Raw genomic sequence first — 16,487 nt, forward strand, 5'->3', positions numbered from 1 at the left:
GTGCCGGCCCGCACCGCGCCTCCCGTCCGGCGCGCGCACTTGCCCTCAGGTCACCGAGCGGGCAGGACACGCCGCGCGTCTCCTGCCGAGCGGGCAGGAACCGTCGCCGGACGACGCCGAGCGTGACAGAGATGGCCCGCTTGCGGGCCCCGCCCGTCGAGCGTGACGGAGAGGCCCGCTCGCGGGACGCGAGCGGGCCTCTCGGACCGTGTCGAGTGGACCGGGGCCGGACGTCAGCGAGCGGGCAGGTCCCGCTCCGGGTGCCCCACGTACAGCTGCTGCGGGCGGCCGATCTTGTTGAGCGGGTCGTTGTTGAGCTCACGCCACTGGGCGATCCACCCCGGCAGACGCCCGATGGCGAACAACACCGTGAACATGCGCGGCGGGAAGCCCATCGCCCGGTAGATGATGCCCGTGTAGAAGTCGACGTTCGGGTAGAGCTTGCGGCTGACGAAGTACTCGTCCTCGAGCGCGATCTGCTCGAGCTCCATCGCGATGTCGAGCAGGTCGTCCTGCACCCCGAGCGACTGCAGCACCTCGTGCGCGGACTCCTTCACGAGCTTCGCGCGCGGGTCGTAGTTCTTGTAGACGCGGTGCCCGAAGCCCATGAGCTTCACCCCGCGCTCCTTGTTCTTCACCCGCTCGACGAAGCGCGACACCGGCTCGCCGGAGTCCTTGATCTGCTGCAGCATCTCGAGCACGGCCTCGTTCGCGCCACCGTGCAGCGGCCCGTACAGCGCGTTGATGCCGGCGGAGATCGACGCGAACATGTTCGCCTTCGTCGAGCCGACCAGGCGCACGGTCGAGGTGGAGGCGTTCTGCTCGTGGTCCTCGTGCAGGATGAGGAGCCGCTCGAGCGCCTTCGACAGCACCGGGTTCGGTTCGTAGGGCTCGGCCATGGTGCCGAAGTTCAGCCGGAGGAAGTTGTCGACGAACGACAGCTTGTTGTCCGGGTAGAGGAACGCCTGCCCGATCGCCTTCTTGTGCGCGTAGGCGGCGATGACCGGGAGCTTCGCGAGGAGCCGGACGGTCTGCAGCTCGACCTTCTCGGGGTCGTCGACGTCCATGTCGTCCTCGTAGTACGTCGACAGTGCGCTCACGGCGCTCGACAGCACCGACATCGGGTGCGCCGAGTGCGGAAGTGCGTCGAAGAGCCGGCGGAGGTCCTCGTGCAGCAGCGTGTGCCGACGGATGCGGGCGTCGAAGTCGTCGAGCTCGTCCTTCGTGGGGAGCTCACCGTAGATGAGGAGCCACGCGACCTCGAGGTAGGTGCACCCCGATGCGACCTGGTCGATCGGGTACCCGCGGTAGCGCAGGATCCCCTGGTCGCCGTCGATGTACGTGATGGCGCTCTTGGTCGCACCGGTGTTGACGAAGCCGTAGTCGAGCGTGTTCAGCCCGGTCTGCTTCTTCAGCGAGGAGATGTCGATGGCGGACGCGCCGTCGACGCTCGGCAGGATCGGGAACTCCGCCGTGCCACCCGGGAACGTCAGTGTCGCCGTCTCCGTCGACTCCGCGGCGGCGGGGCTCACGGGGACGGGCGTGGTGGGCGGTGTGGCCGTCTTCTGAGCGTCGTTGGCAGTGTCAGTCACGACGACAGCCTAACTGCGCCGACTGTCGGTCGTGCACCACCGGAAGGCGGAGATCTGGTGGATTCCACGGATTGTGCGGGGAGCGCACAGCGGTCCCACCCCTCGTCACGACCGGGAGGCGCGGCCCACCTCGATCAGGACGCGGCCAGTCTCCGGGTGCTCGCCAGCCGCTGCGCCGCGGCCGCGATCCGGTCGTCGGTCGCGGTGAGCGCCACCCGGACGTGCTCCGCCCCGGCGGGCCCGTAGAAGGTGCCTGGTGCGACGAGGATGCCCCGTTCCGCCAGCCAGCCGACCGTGTCGAGCGCGGGCTCGCCGCGGGTCGCCCAGAGGTAGAGCCCGGCCTCGCTGTGGTCGATCCGGAAGCCCGCTCCTTCGAGTGCCCGTCGGAGCATGTTCCGACGGGCCCGGTAGCGGGCCTTCTGCTGCTGCACGTGCCTGTCGTCGGCGAGGGCCACGATCATCGCGTCCTGGACCGGCAGCGGCGGCATCATGCCGGTGTGCTTCCGGACCGCCAGCACGTCGGCCAGGATCGCGGCGTCCCCCGCGACGAAGGCAGCACGGTACCCGGCGAGGTTCGACTGCTTCGACAGCGAGTACACGCTGAGCACACCGTCCACCCGGTCGCCGACGACCTGCGGGTCGAGGATCGAGGGTGTCGGCGACGCGTCGTACGGCGGCTCCCACCCGAGCTCGGCGTAGCACTCGTCACCGACGATCACGGCGCCGAGCTCCCGCGCCCGTGCGACCGCGGCGCGCAGCTGTTCGACGGACAGCACGCGGCCGTCCGGGTTGCCGGGCGAGTTCAGCCACACGAGCTTCGTGCTCTCCGGCCATGCGGCGGGGTCGTCCGATGCCAGCGCGTCGGCCCGGACGAGCGCGGCTCCGAGCTCGTAGGTCGGGTACGCGGCCTCCGGGAACACGACGGTGTCCCCCGGGCCGATCCCGAGCCAGAGCGCGAGCCCGGCGATGAACTCCTTCGAGCCGATGGTCGGGAGCACCTGCTCGGGCGTCAGCGTGATGCCCTGCCGACGGCCGTACCAGTCGGCGATCGCCTCGCGCAGCGCGGGCGTGCCGGCGACCTGCGGGTAGGCGTGCGCGTCGGTCGCTCCTGCCAGTGCCCGTCGGACGACCTCGGGGGTCGGGTCGACGGGCGAACCGACGCTGAGGTCGACGATGCCGCCCTCGTACGCCGCTGCGCGCTGCTTGAACGGGACGAGCTGGTCCCAGGGGAAGTCGGGGAGGTCGAGCGCCACGGAGCGGTCCGGGGTCAGCCGCGCGGGGGCTGGGCCGTGATGACGGGGTGGTCCTTGTGGATCACACCGACCTTGGCGGCACCGCCGGGCGAACCGACCTCGTCGAAGAACTCGACGTTGGCCTTGTAGTAGTCGGCCCACTCGTCCGGCAGGTCGTCCTCGTAGTAGATCGCCTCGACCGGGCAGACCGGCTCGCACGCACCACAGTCGACGCACTCGTCGGGGTGGATGTACAGCGACCGGTCACCCTCGTAGATGCAGTCGACCGGGCATTCGTCGATGCAGGCGCGGTCCTTGACGTCGACACAGGGCTGGGCGATCACGTAGGTCACGGTGCGGGTGCTCCCTTCGGACTGAGCGTGGTCGAGTCTACTCGCGGCGCCCGGGAGCCCCGGACCGCGCGGTGTCCGTGGACGATGCGGCAGCCGTCCCGGCCCCGGCTCCGGCTCCGGACGCCGACGCCGCCGCGGCGCGGGCTCGCAGCCCCGACAGGTCGGGCCAGGCGAGGGCGAACGCCGCGATCGCCGCCGGCGCGAAGGTCCAGACGTAGCCGGCGAGGTTCGCGAGCACCAGCGGGGACGACTGCCCGCCGACGCTCACGAGCACCTGCGTCGCGACGATGATCCCGATGCCGGCCGCTGCGACCATCGCCCGCGAGCGGTACAGGAGGCGCAGTCCCACCACGAGTCCGAGCACGATGAGCGTCGTCAGGACCATGCCGACCGGGAAGCCCGCGAGCCGCTGCTGGTGCGTGACGGTCCCGAGTGCTCCGACGACGAGCCCGGCGACCGCCGCGACGACGACCGCCGTCACCTTCCCCTGAGGGGTGAGCTCGGCGAAGGTCTCGGGAGCGTGGGGCACCGGGTCGGCGTCGTGCCGGAACGCCTCGACGGCGGGGGCCTCCTGCCGGACGCCGTGGGGCATCACCCAGGTCAGGCGCTGCGGATCCGTCGGGTCCACGGGGTCGATGGCGACCTGCGACCGGTACTGCTCGACGGCGGCGCGGACCTTCGCCCGGACGGGGACGACGTCGACGGTCAGGTCGACCTCGTCCGACGTCGGGTCGACGATCATCGAGAAGGGGACCTCCTCTGCCCGGGCCGCGTACCGGGCAGCGTGGTGCACCCGCACGTGGTCCGGGTGGCCGTACCCGCCGTCGTCGGCGTAGCTGACCACCGCGTCGGCGCCGGTGGAGCGGATCGCCGCGCGCACGTCGTCGACGACCTCGCCCAGGTCCGCCGCGGTGAGCGAGTCGGCCGGGGCGTCGTCGGCGGCCGTCGCGCGTCCGTCCGGTCCCCACTGCATGCCGGAGTCGCTGTACCGCCGCTCGGGCAGGTCGGTGGGACGTGCTCCCCGGCCGCCGAGCCACAGGTGTGCCGGACCGCCGAGCGCGGCCAGCGCGGCGGCGATCTCGGTCTCGCGGTGTGCCGCGACACGGGGGCCGTCACCGAAGAGCGGCGCCAGGGCCTCGGTGAGCATCTCGCCGCGCTCGCCCCGCGTGGCGGTGAGCACCGTCACCTCGGCGCCGAGCTCGAGCAGGGTGGCGATGGTGCCGCCGGACGACAGGGTCTCGTCGTCGGGATGGGCGTGCACGAACAGGACGCGCTCGGGACGCGGTGCGGGAGCCTTGGACATCGCGTCCCAGGGTACTTCGCTAGCGGGGCGTGACGATGTACGTCGCGGTGACGCCGTCCGACGACTCGGACACCGTCAGCACCACGCGGTACGCGTCGCTGCGGAACATCCCGAACGCGCTCGACGTGTCCGCACGCTTCGCGGATTCGGTGTACCCGGCGGCAGCGAGCTGCTCGGCGGCCGCCGCGAAGTCGTCGACCGAGGCCACGCGGACCTGCACCACCCAGCCGGAACCGTTCGGCCCGGCCCCACCGCCGAGCACGGTGCCGTCGACGAGCGGGACGTCGGCGGTCGGGAAGCCGTCCGGCACCCTGCCGTCGCTCGTCACGCCCGTGCCCGACAGTGCCGCGTCGAGGGCGCCGTCGATGCCGCCCGCGACCGAGGCCATGCCGTCCTGCACGGCCTTGCCGTCGATGCCCTGCACGGTCTCGCTGACGTTCGAGGCGACCGACGAGCCGAGGTCGGTCGCCTGGCGCACCGCGTCGGCGGAGCAGCCGGTCAGGCCCGCGAGGGCGATCCCCGCGGTCACGGCAGCGATGAGGGTCCGGGTCGTGCGCATGCGGACACCCTAGGTGGACTGCCGGGAGGCGCGGCGTGCGTTCCCTGGGAAGTCTCCCGTCCGCCGCGCCGCCGGTCAGGACAGGTAGGTGCGGGCGGCTGCCGTCAGGGCGTCGACGCCGACCGGGATCGCCGGCTCGGCCTGCGGCGCGTAGAACGGCGAGTGGTTGCTCGGGATCTCCTCGCCGCGGCGGAACAGCTCCGGATCGGTGATGCCGGTGAACCAGTACACGAGCGGCACCCCCGCCGCGGTGGCGAGCTGGCCGACGTCCTCCGACGCCATCGCCAGCCCGATCTCCAGGTCGCGCGCACCGGGCACGACGGGACGGATCGCCTCGAGCACGCGCTTCGCCGCCTCGGGGTCGTTCACGGTCACCTCGGCACCCGGGGCACGCTCGATGGTCGGCGCGGCGAGGCCGCCCGCCTCGCTCTCGGCCCGCACGATGCGCTCGATCGAGGCGATGATCCGCTCGCGGGTCTCCTCGTTCCGAGCGCGCGTCGAGATCTCGATGACGGCCTGGTCCGGGATGATGTTCGGCCGGGTCCCGGCGTGGAAGGCGCCGACGGTGACGACGCCGGCGTCGGACGGCGAGACCTCGCGGGAGACGACCGTCTGCAGCCGCACGACGGCGCTCGCGGCGGTGACGATCGGATCGAGCGAGGCCTGCGGCGCCGAACCGTGCGCGCCGCGGCCGTTGAACGTGACCGTCAGCCGGTCGCTCGAGGCCATGACCGGTCCGCTGCCGACCGCGACGATCCCGACCGGCGCGGGGGCGGAGTGCTGCCCCAGCACGACCTCCGGCTGCGGGAAGCGCTCGACCAGGCCGTCCTCGATCATCGCGCGGGCACCGGAGATCACCTCTTCCGCGGGCTGGAACACGGCGACGACCGTGCCGTGCCACGCGTCACGGGTGTCGACGAGGCGCTCGAGGGTCCCGAGCAGCCACGTGACGTGGATGTCGTGTCCACAGGCGTGCATCGTCGGGACCTCGACGCCCTCGTCGTCGCGGCCGGTGTGCGTGCTCGCGTAGGACAGCCCCGTGCGCTCCTGCACGGGCAGGCCGTCGATGTCGGCGCGGAGCCACACGACCGGTCCGTCGCCGTTCGCCAGGACGCCCACGACGCCCGTCCCGCCGACGCCCGTGGTGACCTCGATCCCACCGATCTCGGCCAGTCGGTCGGCGATCACACCGGCGGTGCGGTGCTCCTGGAAGCCGAGCTCCGGGTGGGCGTGCAGGTCCTGGTACAGGGAGAGGAGATCGAGGGTCACCCGTCCACCGTAACCCCGGAGCCGGAGGGCGCGGACGCCGACGGCCCGGCCACCTCGACGAGGTGACCGGGCCGTCGGACGGAGGCAGTGCCTCCAGGCTGTCGCGGGGTTACGCGTCCTGGCGCTTCAGGCGGGCGTACGCGCGCTGACGGGCCTGCGCGTCGAGCTCGACCTTGCGGATGCGCACGTTGTCGGGGGTGACCTCGACGCACTCGTCCTCGCGCGCGAACTCCAGGCACTCCTCGAGGGAGAGCTGGCGCGACGGCGTCATCGACTCGAAGGAGTCGGCGTTCGCCGAACGCATGTTCGTGAGCTTCTTCTCCTTCGTGATGTTCACGTCCATGTCGTCGGCGCGCGAGTTCTCGCCGATGACCATGCCCTCGTAGACCTCCTCCGTCGGGTTGACGAAGAACGTCATGCGCTCCTGCAGGTTCGTGATGGCGAACGGCGTCACGACACCGGCGCGGTCGGAGACGATCGAGCCGTTGATGCGGGTCTGGATCGGGCCCGCCCAGTCGTCGTAGCCGTGCGAGATCGCGTTCGCGATGCCCGTGCCACGGGTCTCGGTGAGGAACGACGTGCGGAAGCCGATGAGGCCACGCGACGGCACGATGAACTCCATGCGGATCCAGCCGGTGCCGTGGTTCGTCATGTTCTCCATGCGACCCTTGCGCGCGGCCATGAGCTGCGTGATCGCGCCGAGGTGCTCCTCCGGCGTGTCGATCGTCATGTGCTCGTAGGGCTCCTGGAGCTTGCCGTTCTCGTCACGCTTCGTGACGACCTGCGGCTTGCCCACGGTGAGCTCGAAGCCCTCGCGGCGCATCTGCTCGACCAGGATGGCGAGCGCCAGCTCGCCACGGCCCTGGACCTCCCAGGTGTCCGGGCGGCCGATGTCCTGCACCTTGAGCGACACGTTGCCGATGAGCTCGCGGTCGAGGCGGTCCTTGACCATGCGCGCGGTCAGCTTGTGGCCCTTGACCTTGCCGACGAGCGGGCTCGTGTTGGTCCCGATGGTCATCGAGATGGCGGGGTCGTCGACCGTGATGGTCGGCAGCGGGCGGACGTCCTCGGGGTCGGACAGCGTCTCACCGATGGTGATGGTGTCGAAGCCGGCGACGGCGACGATGTCACCGGGGCCCGCGGACTCGGCCGGGAAGCGGTCGAGTGCCTTCGTGATGAGCAGCTCGGTGATGCGGGCGTTCGCGACGGTGCCGTCGTGCTTGACCCACGCGACCGTCTGCCCCTTCTTCATCGTGCCGTGGAAGATGCGGAGCAGCGCGAGGCGGCCGAGGAACGGCGAGGCGTCGAGGTTGGTGACGTGCGCCTGCAGCGGGTGCTCGTCGTCGTACGTCGGCGCCGGCACGTGCTGCAGGATCGCCTCGAACAGCGGCTCGAGGTCGTCGTTGTCGGGCAGCTCGCCGTCGTTCGGCTTGTTGCGGCTCGCGGCACCGGCACGACCGGACGCGTAGACGACCGGGACGTCGAGGATCGCGTCGAGGTCGAGGTCGTCGACCTCGTCCGACAGGTCGGAGGCCAGGCCGAGGAGCAGGTCCTGCGACTCGGAGACGACCTCGTCGATGCGGGAGTCCGGGCGGTCCGTCTTGTTGACGAGCAGGATCACCGGGAGCTTCGCGGCGAGCGCCTTGCGCAGCACGAAGCGGGTCTGGGGCAGCGGGCCCTCGGACGCGTCGACGAGCAGCACGACACCGTCGACCATGGAGAGGCCGCGCTCGACCTCACCACCGAAGTCGGCGTGGCCGGGGGTGTCGATCACGTTGATCGTGATGCGGCCACCCGGGTTGAACTCCTCGGCGTGCTCCCCGTTGTAGAGCACCGAGGTGTTCTTCGCGAGGATGGTGATGCCCTTCTCGCGCTCGAGGTCGTTCGAGTCCATCATCCGGTCTTCGCCCTCGAAGTGGGCGTCGAACGAGTTGGTCTGCGTGAGCATCGCGTCGACGAGGGTGGTCTTGCCGTGGTCGACGTGTGCCACGATGGCGACGTTGCGCAGGTCGGACCGGGTGGCGAGCGCCATACAGGACATCCTTCAAGTGTTCGGAGAAGATCGGGCGGCCGACGGCGGCTCTCGCGCCGTGGTGGCACTGCCCGTGGGTGGGCTGGAACGCCCGACACGCCAGTCTACCGGTAGTTCGCAACCCTGAGGAGTACAGCGCATGACCCGACGGCGGACGTGGACCGAGATCACGATCGTCCTCATGCTCTCACTGGGCGGCAGCGCGCTGTACTCGGTGCTGCAGATCATCGACGACCTGTCCCAGACGACGCCCCTCGGCGAGCAGTCCACGGCACTCAACACGTCGACCACGACCGTGCAGTACGTCGACCTCGCGCGGCAGCTCGTCGGCATCGCGGTCGACCTGGCCCCGGTCGCGCTGGTCTGCTACCTCCTCTGGAGCGCGAGGCGCCCGCACCTCCACCGGCTCGGCATCGACCGCTTCCGGGCGCGGCCGGACCTCGGCGGTGCAGCACTCATCGCGCTCGGCATCGGCATCCCCGGACTTGCGCTCTACTTCACCGGTCGCGCACTCGGCTTCACGGTGGACGTCGACCCGGCGGCGCTGAACACCTACTGGTGGACGATCCCCGTCCTGCTGCTCTCGGCCGTCCGGTCCGGGCTGCAGGAGGAGGTCATCGTGATCGGGTACCTGTACGAGCGACTCGGCGGGCTCGGGTGGGGGCGGTGGCAGGTCATCCTGTCGACCGCGGTCCTGCGCGGGAGCTACCACCTGTACCAGGGGTTCGGGGCGTTCGTGGGGAACGCGGTGATGGGCGTCGTGTTCGGGTGGATCTACACGAGGTGGGGGCGGCTGCTCCCGCTCGTCATCACGCACTGCCTGCTCGACGCCGTCGTCTTCGTGGGCTACCCCTTCGTCGCCCAGGCGTTCCCGGGACTGTTCCGGTGAGCGCACCGAGGTGGGGTCGACTGCCCGGTGGACTGCGCGACCTGACGGCCGCCGACGGCGTCGCCATCGCGGCGGCCTACCGCGACGACGAGATCTGCCGCTGGCTCCCGGTCCCGCGGGGCCTGCCGCCCGAGGCGTACGGAGCCTGGGCCGACGAGGCCGCGGCGCTCCGCGCATCCGGCGACGGCCTCCGTCTCGCCATCGAGTGGGCGGGTGGTCTGGCCGGGTCGATCGAGGTCAGACGTGTCGACCGCCGGGCCCGGAGCTGCGAACTCAGCTACTGGTCGGTGCCCGGTCGGCGCCGCACCGGTGGGACCGCGGCAGCCGTCCGTACCCTGGCGGACCACCTCGTCACGTCGGCGGAGTTCCGTCGCGTGGAGCTGCGGATCGCACCGGGCAACGCTGCGTCCCTCGCCCTCGCGCGCCGAGCCGGTTTCGTCCCCGAGGGGACGCTGCGGCGCGCCGGGTTCCTCGGTGACGGGTCGGTGGTCGACCTCACCGTGTGGTCGCGCACCGACCGGGACGTGGGCCGGTGACGGACGGGAGGCGCGGTACCGACCGGCACCGCGCCTTCCGTCCGTCGGCTGGTCACGCGACCAGCTGCGGCACCTGCTCCGGGTAGTGGCACGCCGCACGGTGGTCGCGCTCCGCGCCGGCGCGCGGCGCCTTCTCGGGCACCTCGTCGCGGCACCGCGCCTGCTGCGCCTCGGGCAGCATCGCGTAGAGCGGGCAGCGCGAGCGGAACCGGCAGCCGGTCGGGCGCTCGGTCGGGCTGGGCGGGTCCCCCGGCAGCAGGATCGTCCGCCGTGCGCGCTCCACGACGGGATCCGGCACCGGGACCGCCGACATGAGCGCAGCCGTGTACGGGTGCATCGGGCGCTCGAAGACCTCGTCGACCGCGCCCTCCTCGACGGTGCGGCCCAGGTACATCACGCTCACCCGGTCCGCGACGTGCCGGATCACCGACAGGTCGTGCGACACGAACAGGTACGACAACCCGAGTCGTGCCTTGAGGTCGGCGAGCAGGTTGAGCACCCCGGCCTGGATCGACACGTCGAGCGCGGAGACCGGCTCGTCGAGCACGATGAGCTCCGGCTCGGTCGCGAGCGCCCGAGCGATCGAGATGCGCTGCCGCTGCCCGCCGGAGAACTCGTGCGGGTAGCGGTCGGCCTCGGCGGCACGGAGCCCCACGAGCCCGAGGAGCTCCGGCACCCGCTCGGCGATGCGGTCCGACGAGGCGCCGATGGCCCGGAGCGGTTCGGCGACGACGTCGTACACGGACATGCGCGGGTCGAGGCTCGCTGCGGGGTCCTGGAACACCATCGAGATGCGCTGCCGCAGCTGCTTCGACGCCGTGACCGGCTGTCCGAAGAGCTCGACCGTGCCGTGCTCGGGCCGCTCGAGGTCCATCAGCTGGTGCAGGGTCGTCGACTTGCCGGACCCCGACTCCCCGACCAGGCCGAGCGTCTCGCCCGTGCGGATGTCGAGGTCGACGCCGTCCACCGCGTAGACCTCGCCGACCTTGCGCTTGAACACCGATCCCTTGACGAGCGGGAACGTCTTCGTCAGCCCCTCGACCTGGACGACGGCGGGGCGCTGCTCGCGGGCGGCGGGTGTGGTGACCGCGACGCCGGTGTCCGGGATCTCGGGCAGCCGGAAGATCGCGCCGGCGTCGGCGTGGGCCTCGGCGACCTCCTCGTACCGGTGGCAGGCGACCGCGTGCGGCACCGAGGTGTCGACCGGCCCTTCTCCGGGGACACCGGCCGCCACGTCGACCGCGGCGAGCGGCGGTTCCGACCCACGGCAGACGGCGGCGGCGAGCGGGCACCGGTCGGCGAACGGGCAGGCGTCGGGCAGCCCGATGAGCGACGGCGGCGACCCGGGGATCGGGACCAGCGGCTCGCCGCTCGACTCGTCGAGCCGGGGCAGCGCGCCGATGAGGCCGATCGTGTACGGCATGCGTGGTCGGGCGAACAGCTCGTCCGCACTCGCGGTCTCGACGATCCGCCCGGCGTACATCACGGCGATGCGGTCGGCGATGCCGGCGATCACCCCGAGGTCGTGGCTGACGAACACCAGGGCGGCACCGGTCTCGCGCTGCGCGGTGCGGAGCACGTCGATGATCTGGGCCTGGATCGTCACGTCCAGTGCCGTGGTCGGTTCGTCGGCCAGGATCACGTCCGGGTCGTTCGCCATGGCCATCGCGATCATCGCGCGCTGCCGCATGCCACCGGAGAACTCGTGCGGGAAGGCGTCCACGCGCTGCGCGGCCTGCGGGATGCCGACGAGCTCGAGCAGCTCGATCGCCCGGGCGCGTGCGTCCTGCTTCGAGGCACCCCGGTGCACGCGGACGGTCTCGGCGATCTGCTCACCGATCGTGTACACGGGCGTGAAGGCGGACAGCGGGTCCTGGAAGACCATGGCGACCTTGGCTCCGCGCAGCTTGCTCAGCTGCTTGTCGCTGCGGCCGAGGAGCTCCTGCCCCTCGAGCGCGATCGACCCCGTGACCTTCGTGGTCTCCGGCAGCAGTCCGAGGATCGCCATGCTCGTGACGGACTTGCCCGAACCGGACTCGCCGACGATGCCGAGGACCTCGCCCCGCCGGAGCTCGAGGTCGACCCCCCGAACGGCGTGCACGACGCCGCGCGGGGTCGGGAACCGGACGTCGAGGTCGCGGACGCGGAGCAGCGGTTCGGTCGTGGTGGTCGTCGTGGTGGTGGTGCTCATGCGCCGGCTCCTGCCTGCGTGGTGATGGTCGCGGCGTCGACCGCGGCCTGGTTCTGGTCGCGCTTCCGACCGCTCCGCTTCTGCTTCTTGCCCGTCGCCGACGTCGGGTCGAGCGCGTCGCGCAGCCCGTCGCCGAGCAGGTTCGCCGCGATGGCGAAGACCACGAGCGCACCGGCCGCGAAGAAGAACAGCCACGGGCTGGTGAGCGCGGCGTCCTGGTTCTGCGCGATGAGCGTGCCCAGCGAGACGTCCGGTGCCTGCACGCCGAAGCCGAAGTAGCTGAGACTCGTCTCGGACAACACCGCGGCGCCGACCTGGATCGTGCCGTCGATGATGAGGAAGGACGCCACGTTCGGCAGGATGTGCCGGACGATGATCCGGAACGGTCCGATGCCCATGTACCGGGCGGCGCGCACGAACTCGCGCTCCTTCACCGACAGCGTCATCGAGCGGACGACCCTGGCGGTGATCATCCAGCCGAAGCCCGCGATGAGGGCGACCAGGACGATCCAGCCCGAGTTCTGGATGCGTGGGCTGATGATCGCGATGATGAGGAACGACGGCAGCACGAGCAGCATGTCGACGAAGAACATCACGATCCGGTCGACCCAGCCGCCGAAGTACCCGGCCGCGGCACCCGTCAGGGCAGCGATCGCCGTCGAGAACACCGCGACGAGCAGGCCGATGAGCAGGCTCTTCTGCATCCCCCGCGCGGTCTGCGCGAAGACGTCCTGCCCGATGCCGTTCGTGCCGAACCAGTGCGTCCCGCTCGGCGGCTGCGAGAACGCGGTGTAGTCGATCTGCGAGTAGCCGTACGGGCTCACGAGCGGCCCGATGAACGCGAAGGCGAAGAGCAGCACGATCACGACGAGGCCGATCCCGGCCCCGCGGTTCATGAAGGTGCGGACGACGGTCTGCACGAAGCGGTTGCGCTGCTTCCCGCCGGGCTTCGGGCTGCCGGGCAACGGTGTGTCGGACCGACCGACGGTCGTGCCGTCGACGGGTTCGATCCGGGTGTCGGTCATGTCAGTTCCTCCGCACGCGGGGATCGAGGACGGCGGTGAGGGTGTCCGCGAGGAACCCGGCGATGAGCACCATCACCGACGCGAACAGCGAGTACGCCGTGACCGCGTTCACGTCGTTGTTGTTCACCGAGTCGATGAACCACGCACCGAGGCCGTTCCACCCGAAGATCTTCTCGGTGAAGATCGCCCCGGTCAGGATGCCCAGGAAGCCGTAGGCGAAGAGGGTCGTCATCGGGAGGAGCGCCGTCCGGAGCCCGTGCTTGAACGTCGCCTGCCGTTTCGTCAGGCCCTTCGCGCGCGCGGTCCGCAGGAAGTCCGAACCGAGCACGTCGAGCATCGTCGCCCGCTGGTACCGGCTGTAGATCGCGATGAGCCCGAGTGCGATCGAGATCGTCGGCAGGAGCAGGTGCACGCCGCGGTCGAAGAACAGGTCGATCCAGCTCCCGCTGAGCCCCGGGGTGGCCTCACCGGTGAAGTTGATGAGCTGGGTCCCGGTGTCCTGGTTGAGCTTCGTCGCCCCGATCTTCAGGAACACGGCCGTCAGGAACACCGGTGTCGAGATGAGCACGATCGAGATGATCGCGCTCACCCGGTCCGAGATCCGGTACTGCCGGACGGCGTTCCAGACGCCGAGCAGCACCCCGAGCAGGATGCCGACGATCGTGCCCACCAGCAGCAGGCGGAGACTCACCCCCAGGCGCGGCCAGAACTGGTCGGTCACGGGGCGGTCCTGGATCGTCCGCCCCATGTCTCCCTGCACGACGTCGCCGAGCCAGTGCCCGTACCGCACGACGATCGGCGTCTTGTCGTTGACACCGATGTCGTCGAGCTTCTTGTCGATGGTGGCCGCAGGCGGGGCCGGGTTGCGCTCTGCGTAGACGGATCGGGGGCTGAACGTCGCCGAGGCCAGGAAGTACGTCAGCGAGGTGGCGAGGAACACGAGCACGACGTAGTACACGAGTCGACGCGCCAGGAAGCGGGTCATGCGGAACACCATACGACCCGATTTGTTTCCGGGAGATCACATCCCGCCACTCCCCGCGTAACGAATTGGTGTTTGCAACAGAACGGGTCGACTGCCCCCGCGCGGGGGCCGTATGGTGATCCACAACTTCACGAGGGGAAGACCATGAAGCACAGGAAAGTCCTGGCGTTGACGGCGGCACTCGCCGGCTTCGCTCTCGTCGCCACCGGCTGCTCGAACGGATCCAACGGTGGGTCCGGCAGCGGCTCCGACGACTCGGGCAAGAAGACCCTGCCCACCTCGGCCCAGATCAACGAGCAGCCCGTCTCGGACCTGCAGGACGGCGGCACGCTCCGCCTGCCGATCTCGCAGTGGATCACCCAGTGGAACTACAACCAGGTCGACGGCGCCCTGGTCGACGCCTCCACGATCGAACAGGCGACGATGCCGTTCATCTACGTGATCGACGGCAAGGGCGCCCCGCAGCTCGACACCGACTACGTCTCCAAGGCCGAGGCGACGAGCGACGACCCGCTCACGATCGAGTACGAGATCAACCCGAAGGCGAAGTGGAACGACGGGTCCCCCATCACGTGGAAGGACTTCGAGAACGAGTGGAAGGCCCTGAACGGGACGAACCCGGACTACCTGGTCGGGTCGACCACCGGGTACGAGGACATCGCCTCGGTGACGAAGGGGTCGTCCGACCAGGACGTCAAGGTCGTCTTCGACAAGCCGTTCTCCGACTGGAAGTCGCTCTTCACCCCGCTCTACCCGGCCAGCCAGACCGGAACCCCCGAGCAGTTCAACGAGGCGTACAAGGGCAAGGTCCCGGTCTCCTCGGGCCCGTACAAGGTGTCCGAGCTCGACGAGACCGCCGGCACCGTGACGATCGTCCCCGACGAGAACTGGTGGGGTGACAAGCCGAAGCTCGACCAGGTCATCTTCCGGTCGCTCGACGGCAACGCGGACGTCGACGCCTACCTCAACAAGGAGATCGACTCGGTCCTGACGACGACCTCGGAACGGTTCGACCGCGTCAAGGACGCCAAGAACTCGAAGGTCTACGCCTCGACCTCGGCGCAGTACACGCACGTCGACTTCTCGTCCAAGGGCATCCTCAAGGACAAGCAGCTCCGACTCGCGATCCAGCACGCGGTGAACCGGGAAGCGCTGGCGCAGGTCATCGGCGGGACCCTGCCGTACAAGCTCGGCACGCTCGACAACCACGTCTTCCTGTCGACCGACGACGGCTACGAGGCGAACACCGACCCGAACGGCACCTTCGACGTCGAGAAGGCGAAGAAGATCCTCGACGACGACGGCTGGAAGACCGACGGCCAGTACCGCAAGAAGGGCGGAAAGACGCTCTCGCTGTCCATCACGATCCCGTCGGGTGCGACCTCGTCGCAGAAGCTCTCCGAGGTGATGCAGCAGCAGCTCAAGGACGTCGGCATCGAGCTGAAGCTCAAGTCCGTCGCGGTGGACGACTTCTTCGAGCAGTACGTCACGCCGGGCAACTACGACATGACGATCTTCGTCTGGGGCGGCACCGGTTTCCACTCCAGCAGCGCGTCGATCTACCAAACCGGCGACACCGGTCAGAACTACGGCCGCATCGGTGACGACGCGATCGACAAGCTCATCGCGCAGGCGGTCGCCGAGCCGGACACCGAGAAGGCGAACGCGATCTGGAACAAGGTCGACAAGCAGGTCTGGGCGATCGGGCACTCGATGCCGATCACCGCGAAGCCTGCCCTCGTCGCGCAGAACCCGAAGCTCGCCAACTACGGCGCGTTCGCGGGCGCGCAGAACATCGACTGGACCAAGGTCGGGTTCACCAAGTAGCAGCACGACACCAGGACGGGCCCGGTCGCACCACGCGACCGGGCCCGTTCCCTGTCCTACTGTGAGGGCATGAGCATCCCCGAGCCGGGCGACACCGCGCCCGACTTCTCCCTGCCCGGACTCGTCGTCCGGAACGGCACCCGCACGGACGACGAGTACGCCCTGTCCGCGGTCATCGGCCGTCCGCTCGTCCTCGCCTTCTACCCCGGCGACGCCACGCCCGTCTGCACGGCCCAGCTCTGCAGCTACCAGGAGGAGCTCGACGAGTTCACCGACCTCGGGGCCGTCGTCTGGGGTGTGAGCCCGCAGGCACTGGACTCGCACGAGGACTTCGCCCGCGGTGCGTCCCTCACCTTCCCGCTGCTGAGCGACACCGGCGGCGACGTCGCGCGGGCCTACGGCGTCCGTGCGCCGGGCATCGGCCTCCGCCGCTCGGTCTTCGTCATCGATGCCGACGGCATCGTCCGCTGGCGCCACGTCGGGCTCGTCGGCCTGCGCTTCCCGAAGGCCGACACCATCCGCGAGCAGGTCGAACGACTCGTCTGACCGCGCGGGACGGACCAGCGTTCCTGAAGATCGGGCACCGGGTGTTGACACCCGGGCGTGGCGGTGCCGACCATGGACGGACGAGGTCCGCAACGGACCCGCCTCTCCGGGGAACCGGGTCGTCCGGCGGTACGCGCAGGTGTGTCAC

The 16,487-nt window shown here is 70.2% G+C and carries 14 protein-coding genes; 4 read left to right on the plus strand and 10 right to left on the minus strand.

The window, feature by feature from the left end:
• Positions 1-233: 233 nt before the first annotated feature.
• From PIJ49_RS10900 to typA, 7 genes are all read right to left on the minus strand, one after another.
• The gene (locus PIJ49_RS10900) at positions 234-1,532 is read right to left on the minus strand and encodes a citrate synthase (protein WP_081984701.1); all 1,299 of its coding nucleotides are present in this window, start codon (positions 1,530-1,532) and stop codon (positions 234-236) included.
• A 194-nt stretch (positions 1,533-1,726) separates the two neighbouring features.
• Positions 1,727-2,845: a succinyldiaminopimelate transaminase gene (dapC, locus tag PIJ49_RS10905; protein WP_251154706.1), complete on the minus strand. Its 1,119-nt coding sequence runs from the start codon at positions 2,843-2,845 to the stop codon at positions 1,727-1,729.
• A gap of 14 nt (positions 2,846-2,859) precedes the next feature.
• Entirely contained in the window at positions 2,860-3,177 is a 318-nt protein-coding gene (gene fdxA / locus PIJ49_RS10910) for a ferredoxin (RefSeq protein ID WP_066652836.1), read from the minus strand.
• A gap of 37 nt (positions 3,178-3,214) precedes the next feature.
• Complete coding sequence (locus tag PIJ49_RS10915; protein WP_251159879.1) at positions 3,215-4,480, minus strand: PIG-L family deacetylase; 1,266 nt, start codon at positions 4,478-4,480, stop codon at positions 3,215-3,217.
• A 19-nt stretch (positions 4,481-4,499) separates the two neighbouring features.
• Positions 4,500-5,039 carry a hypothetical protein gene (locus PIJ49_RS10920; RefSeq protein ID WP_271826599.1) on the minus strand — a complete coding sequence of 180 codons (540 nt, stop codon included), beginning with the start codon at positions 5,037-5,039 and terminating at the stop codon, positions 4,500-4,502.
• A gap of 75 nt (positions 5,040-5,114) precedes the next feature.
• Positions 5,115-6,308, minus strand: coding sequence for an amidohydrolase (locus PIJ49_RS10925; RefSeq protein WP_271826600.1), 1,194 nt, complete (start codon positions 6,306-6,308; stop codon positions 5,115-5,117).
• Between the two features lie 109 nt (positions 6,309-6,417).
• On the minus strand, positions 6,418-8,340 hold the full coding sequence (gene typA / locus PIJ49_RS10930) for a translational GTPase TypA (protein WP_251154704.1): 1,923 nt from the start codon (positions 8,338-8,340) through the stop codon (positions 6,418-6,420).
• 139 nt (positions 8,341-8,479) lie between these two features.
• On the opposite strand from typA, the gene PIJ49_RS10935 reads away from it, so the two are divergent.
• Positions 8,480-9,229, plus strand: a complete 750-nt coding sequence (locus PIJ49_RS10935) for a CPBP family intramembrane glutamic endopeptidase (RefSeq protein WP_251159881.1) — start codon at positions 8,480-8,482, stop codon at positions 9,227-9,229.
• The gene (locus PIJ49_RS10940) at positions 9,226-9,765 is read left to right on the plus strand and encodes a GNAT family N-acetyltransferase (RefSeq protein ID WP_271826601.1); all 540 of its coding nucleotides are present in this window, start codon (positions 9,226-9,228) and stop codon (positions 9,763-9,765) included. The genes PIJ49_RS10935 and PIJ49_RS10940 overlap by 4 nt, the downstream gene beginning before the upstream one ends.
• A gap of 52 nt (positions 9,766-9,817) precedes the next feature.
• Here PIJ49_RS10940 and PIJ49_RS10945 read toward each other — a convergent pair whose 3' ends face one another.
• The 3 genes from PIJ49_RS10945 to PIJ49_RS10955 are packed head-to-tail and all read right to left on the minus strand — an operon-like array spanning position 9,818 to position 13,966.
• Positions 9,818-11,956, minus strand: a complete 2,139-nt coding sequence (locus PIJ49_RS10945; RefSeq protein ID WP_066652812.1) for a dipeptide ABC transporter ATP-binding protein — start codon at positions 11,954-11,956, stop codon at positions 9,818-9,820.
• The gene (locus tag PIJ49_RS10950; protein ID WP_251154701.1) at positions 11,953-12,981 is read right to left on the minus strand and encodes an ABC transporter permease; all 1,029 of its coding nucleotides are present in this window, start codon (positions 12,979-12,981) and stop codon (positions 11,953-11,955) included. Before PIJ49_RS10950 ends, PIJ49_RS10945 begins: the two co-directional genes overlap by 4 nt.
• A gap of 1 nt (position 12,982) precedes the next feature.
• The gene (locus PIJ49_RS10955) at positions 12,983-13,966 is read right to left on the minus strand and encodes an ABC transporter permease (protein ID WP_251154700.1); all 984 of its coding nucleotides are present in this window, start codon (positions 13,964-13,966) and stop codon (positions 12,983-12,985) included.
• A gap of 144 nt (positions 13,967-14,110) precedes the next feature.
• On the opposite strand from PIJ49_RS10955, the gene PIJ49_RS10960 reads away from it, so the two are divergent.
• Entirely contained in the window at positions 14,111-15,793 is a 1,683-nt protein-coding gene (locus tag PIJ49_RS10960) for an ABC transporter family substrate-binding protein (protein WP_251154699.1), read from the plus strand.
• Between the two features lie 69 nt (positions 15,794-15,862).
• Positions 15,863-16,339: a peroxiredoxin gene (locus PIJ49_RS10965; RefSeq protein ID WP_251154698.1), complete on the plus strand. Its 477-nt coding sequence runs from the start codon at positions 15,863-15,865 to the stop codon at positions 16,337-16,339.
• Positions 16,340-16,487 lie beyond the last annotated feature (148 nt).

The sequence above is a fragment of the Curtobacterium uvaldense genome (genome assembly GCF_028307415.1).
In the GTDB taxonomy this organism is placed as follows: Bacteria; Actinomycetota; Actinomycetes; order Actinomycetales; family Microbacteriaceae; genus Curtobacterium.

Coding starts and splice junctions, on each gene's coding strand:
- PIJ49_RS10915 (WP_251159879.1), bottom strand. CDS start 4,480: ATGTCCAAGGCTCCCGCACCGCGTCCCGAGCGCGTCCTGTTCGTGCAC.
- PIJ49_RS10920 (WP_271826599.1), bottom strand. CDS start 5,039: ATGCGCACGACCCGGACCCTCATCGCTGCCGTGACCGCGGGGATCGCC.
- typA (WP_251154704.1), bottom strand. CDS start 8,340: ATGGCGCTCGCCACCCGGTCCGACCTGCGCAACGTCGCCATCGTGGCA.
- PIJ49_RS10935 (WP_251159881.1), top strand. CDS start 8,480: ATGACCCGACGGCGGACGTGGACCGAGATCACGATCGTCCTCATGCTC.
- PIJ49_RS10945 (WP_066652812.1), bottom strand. CDS start 11,956: ATGAGCACCACCACCACGACGACCACCACGACCGAACCGCTGCTCCGC.
- PIJ49_RS10950 (WP_251154701.1), bottom strand. CDS start 12,981: ATGACCGACACCCGGATCGAACCCGTCGACGGCACGACCGTCGGTCGG.
- PIJ49_RS10955 (WP_251154700.1), bottom strand. CDS start 13,966: ATGACCCGCTTCCTGGCGCGTCGACTCGTGTACTACGTCGTGCTCGTG.
- PIJ49_RS10960 (WP_251154699.1), top strand. CDS start 14,111: ATGAAGCACAGGAAAGTCCTGGCGTTGACGGCGGCACTCGCCGGCTTC.
- PIJ49_RS10965 (WP_251154698.1), top strand. CDS start 15,863: ATGAGCATCCCCGAGCCGGGCGACACCGCGCCCGACTTCTCCCTGCCC.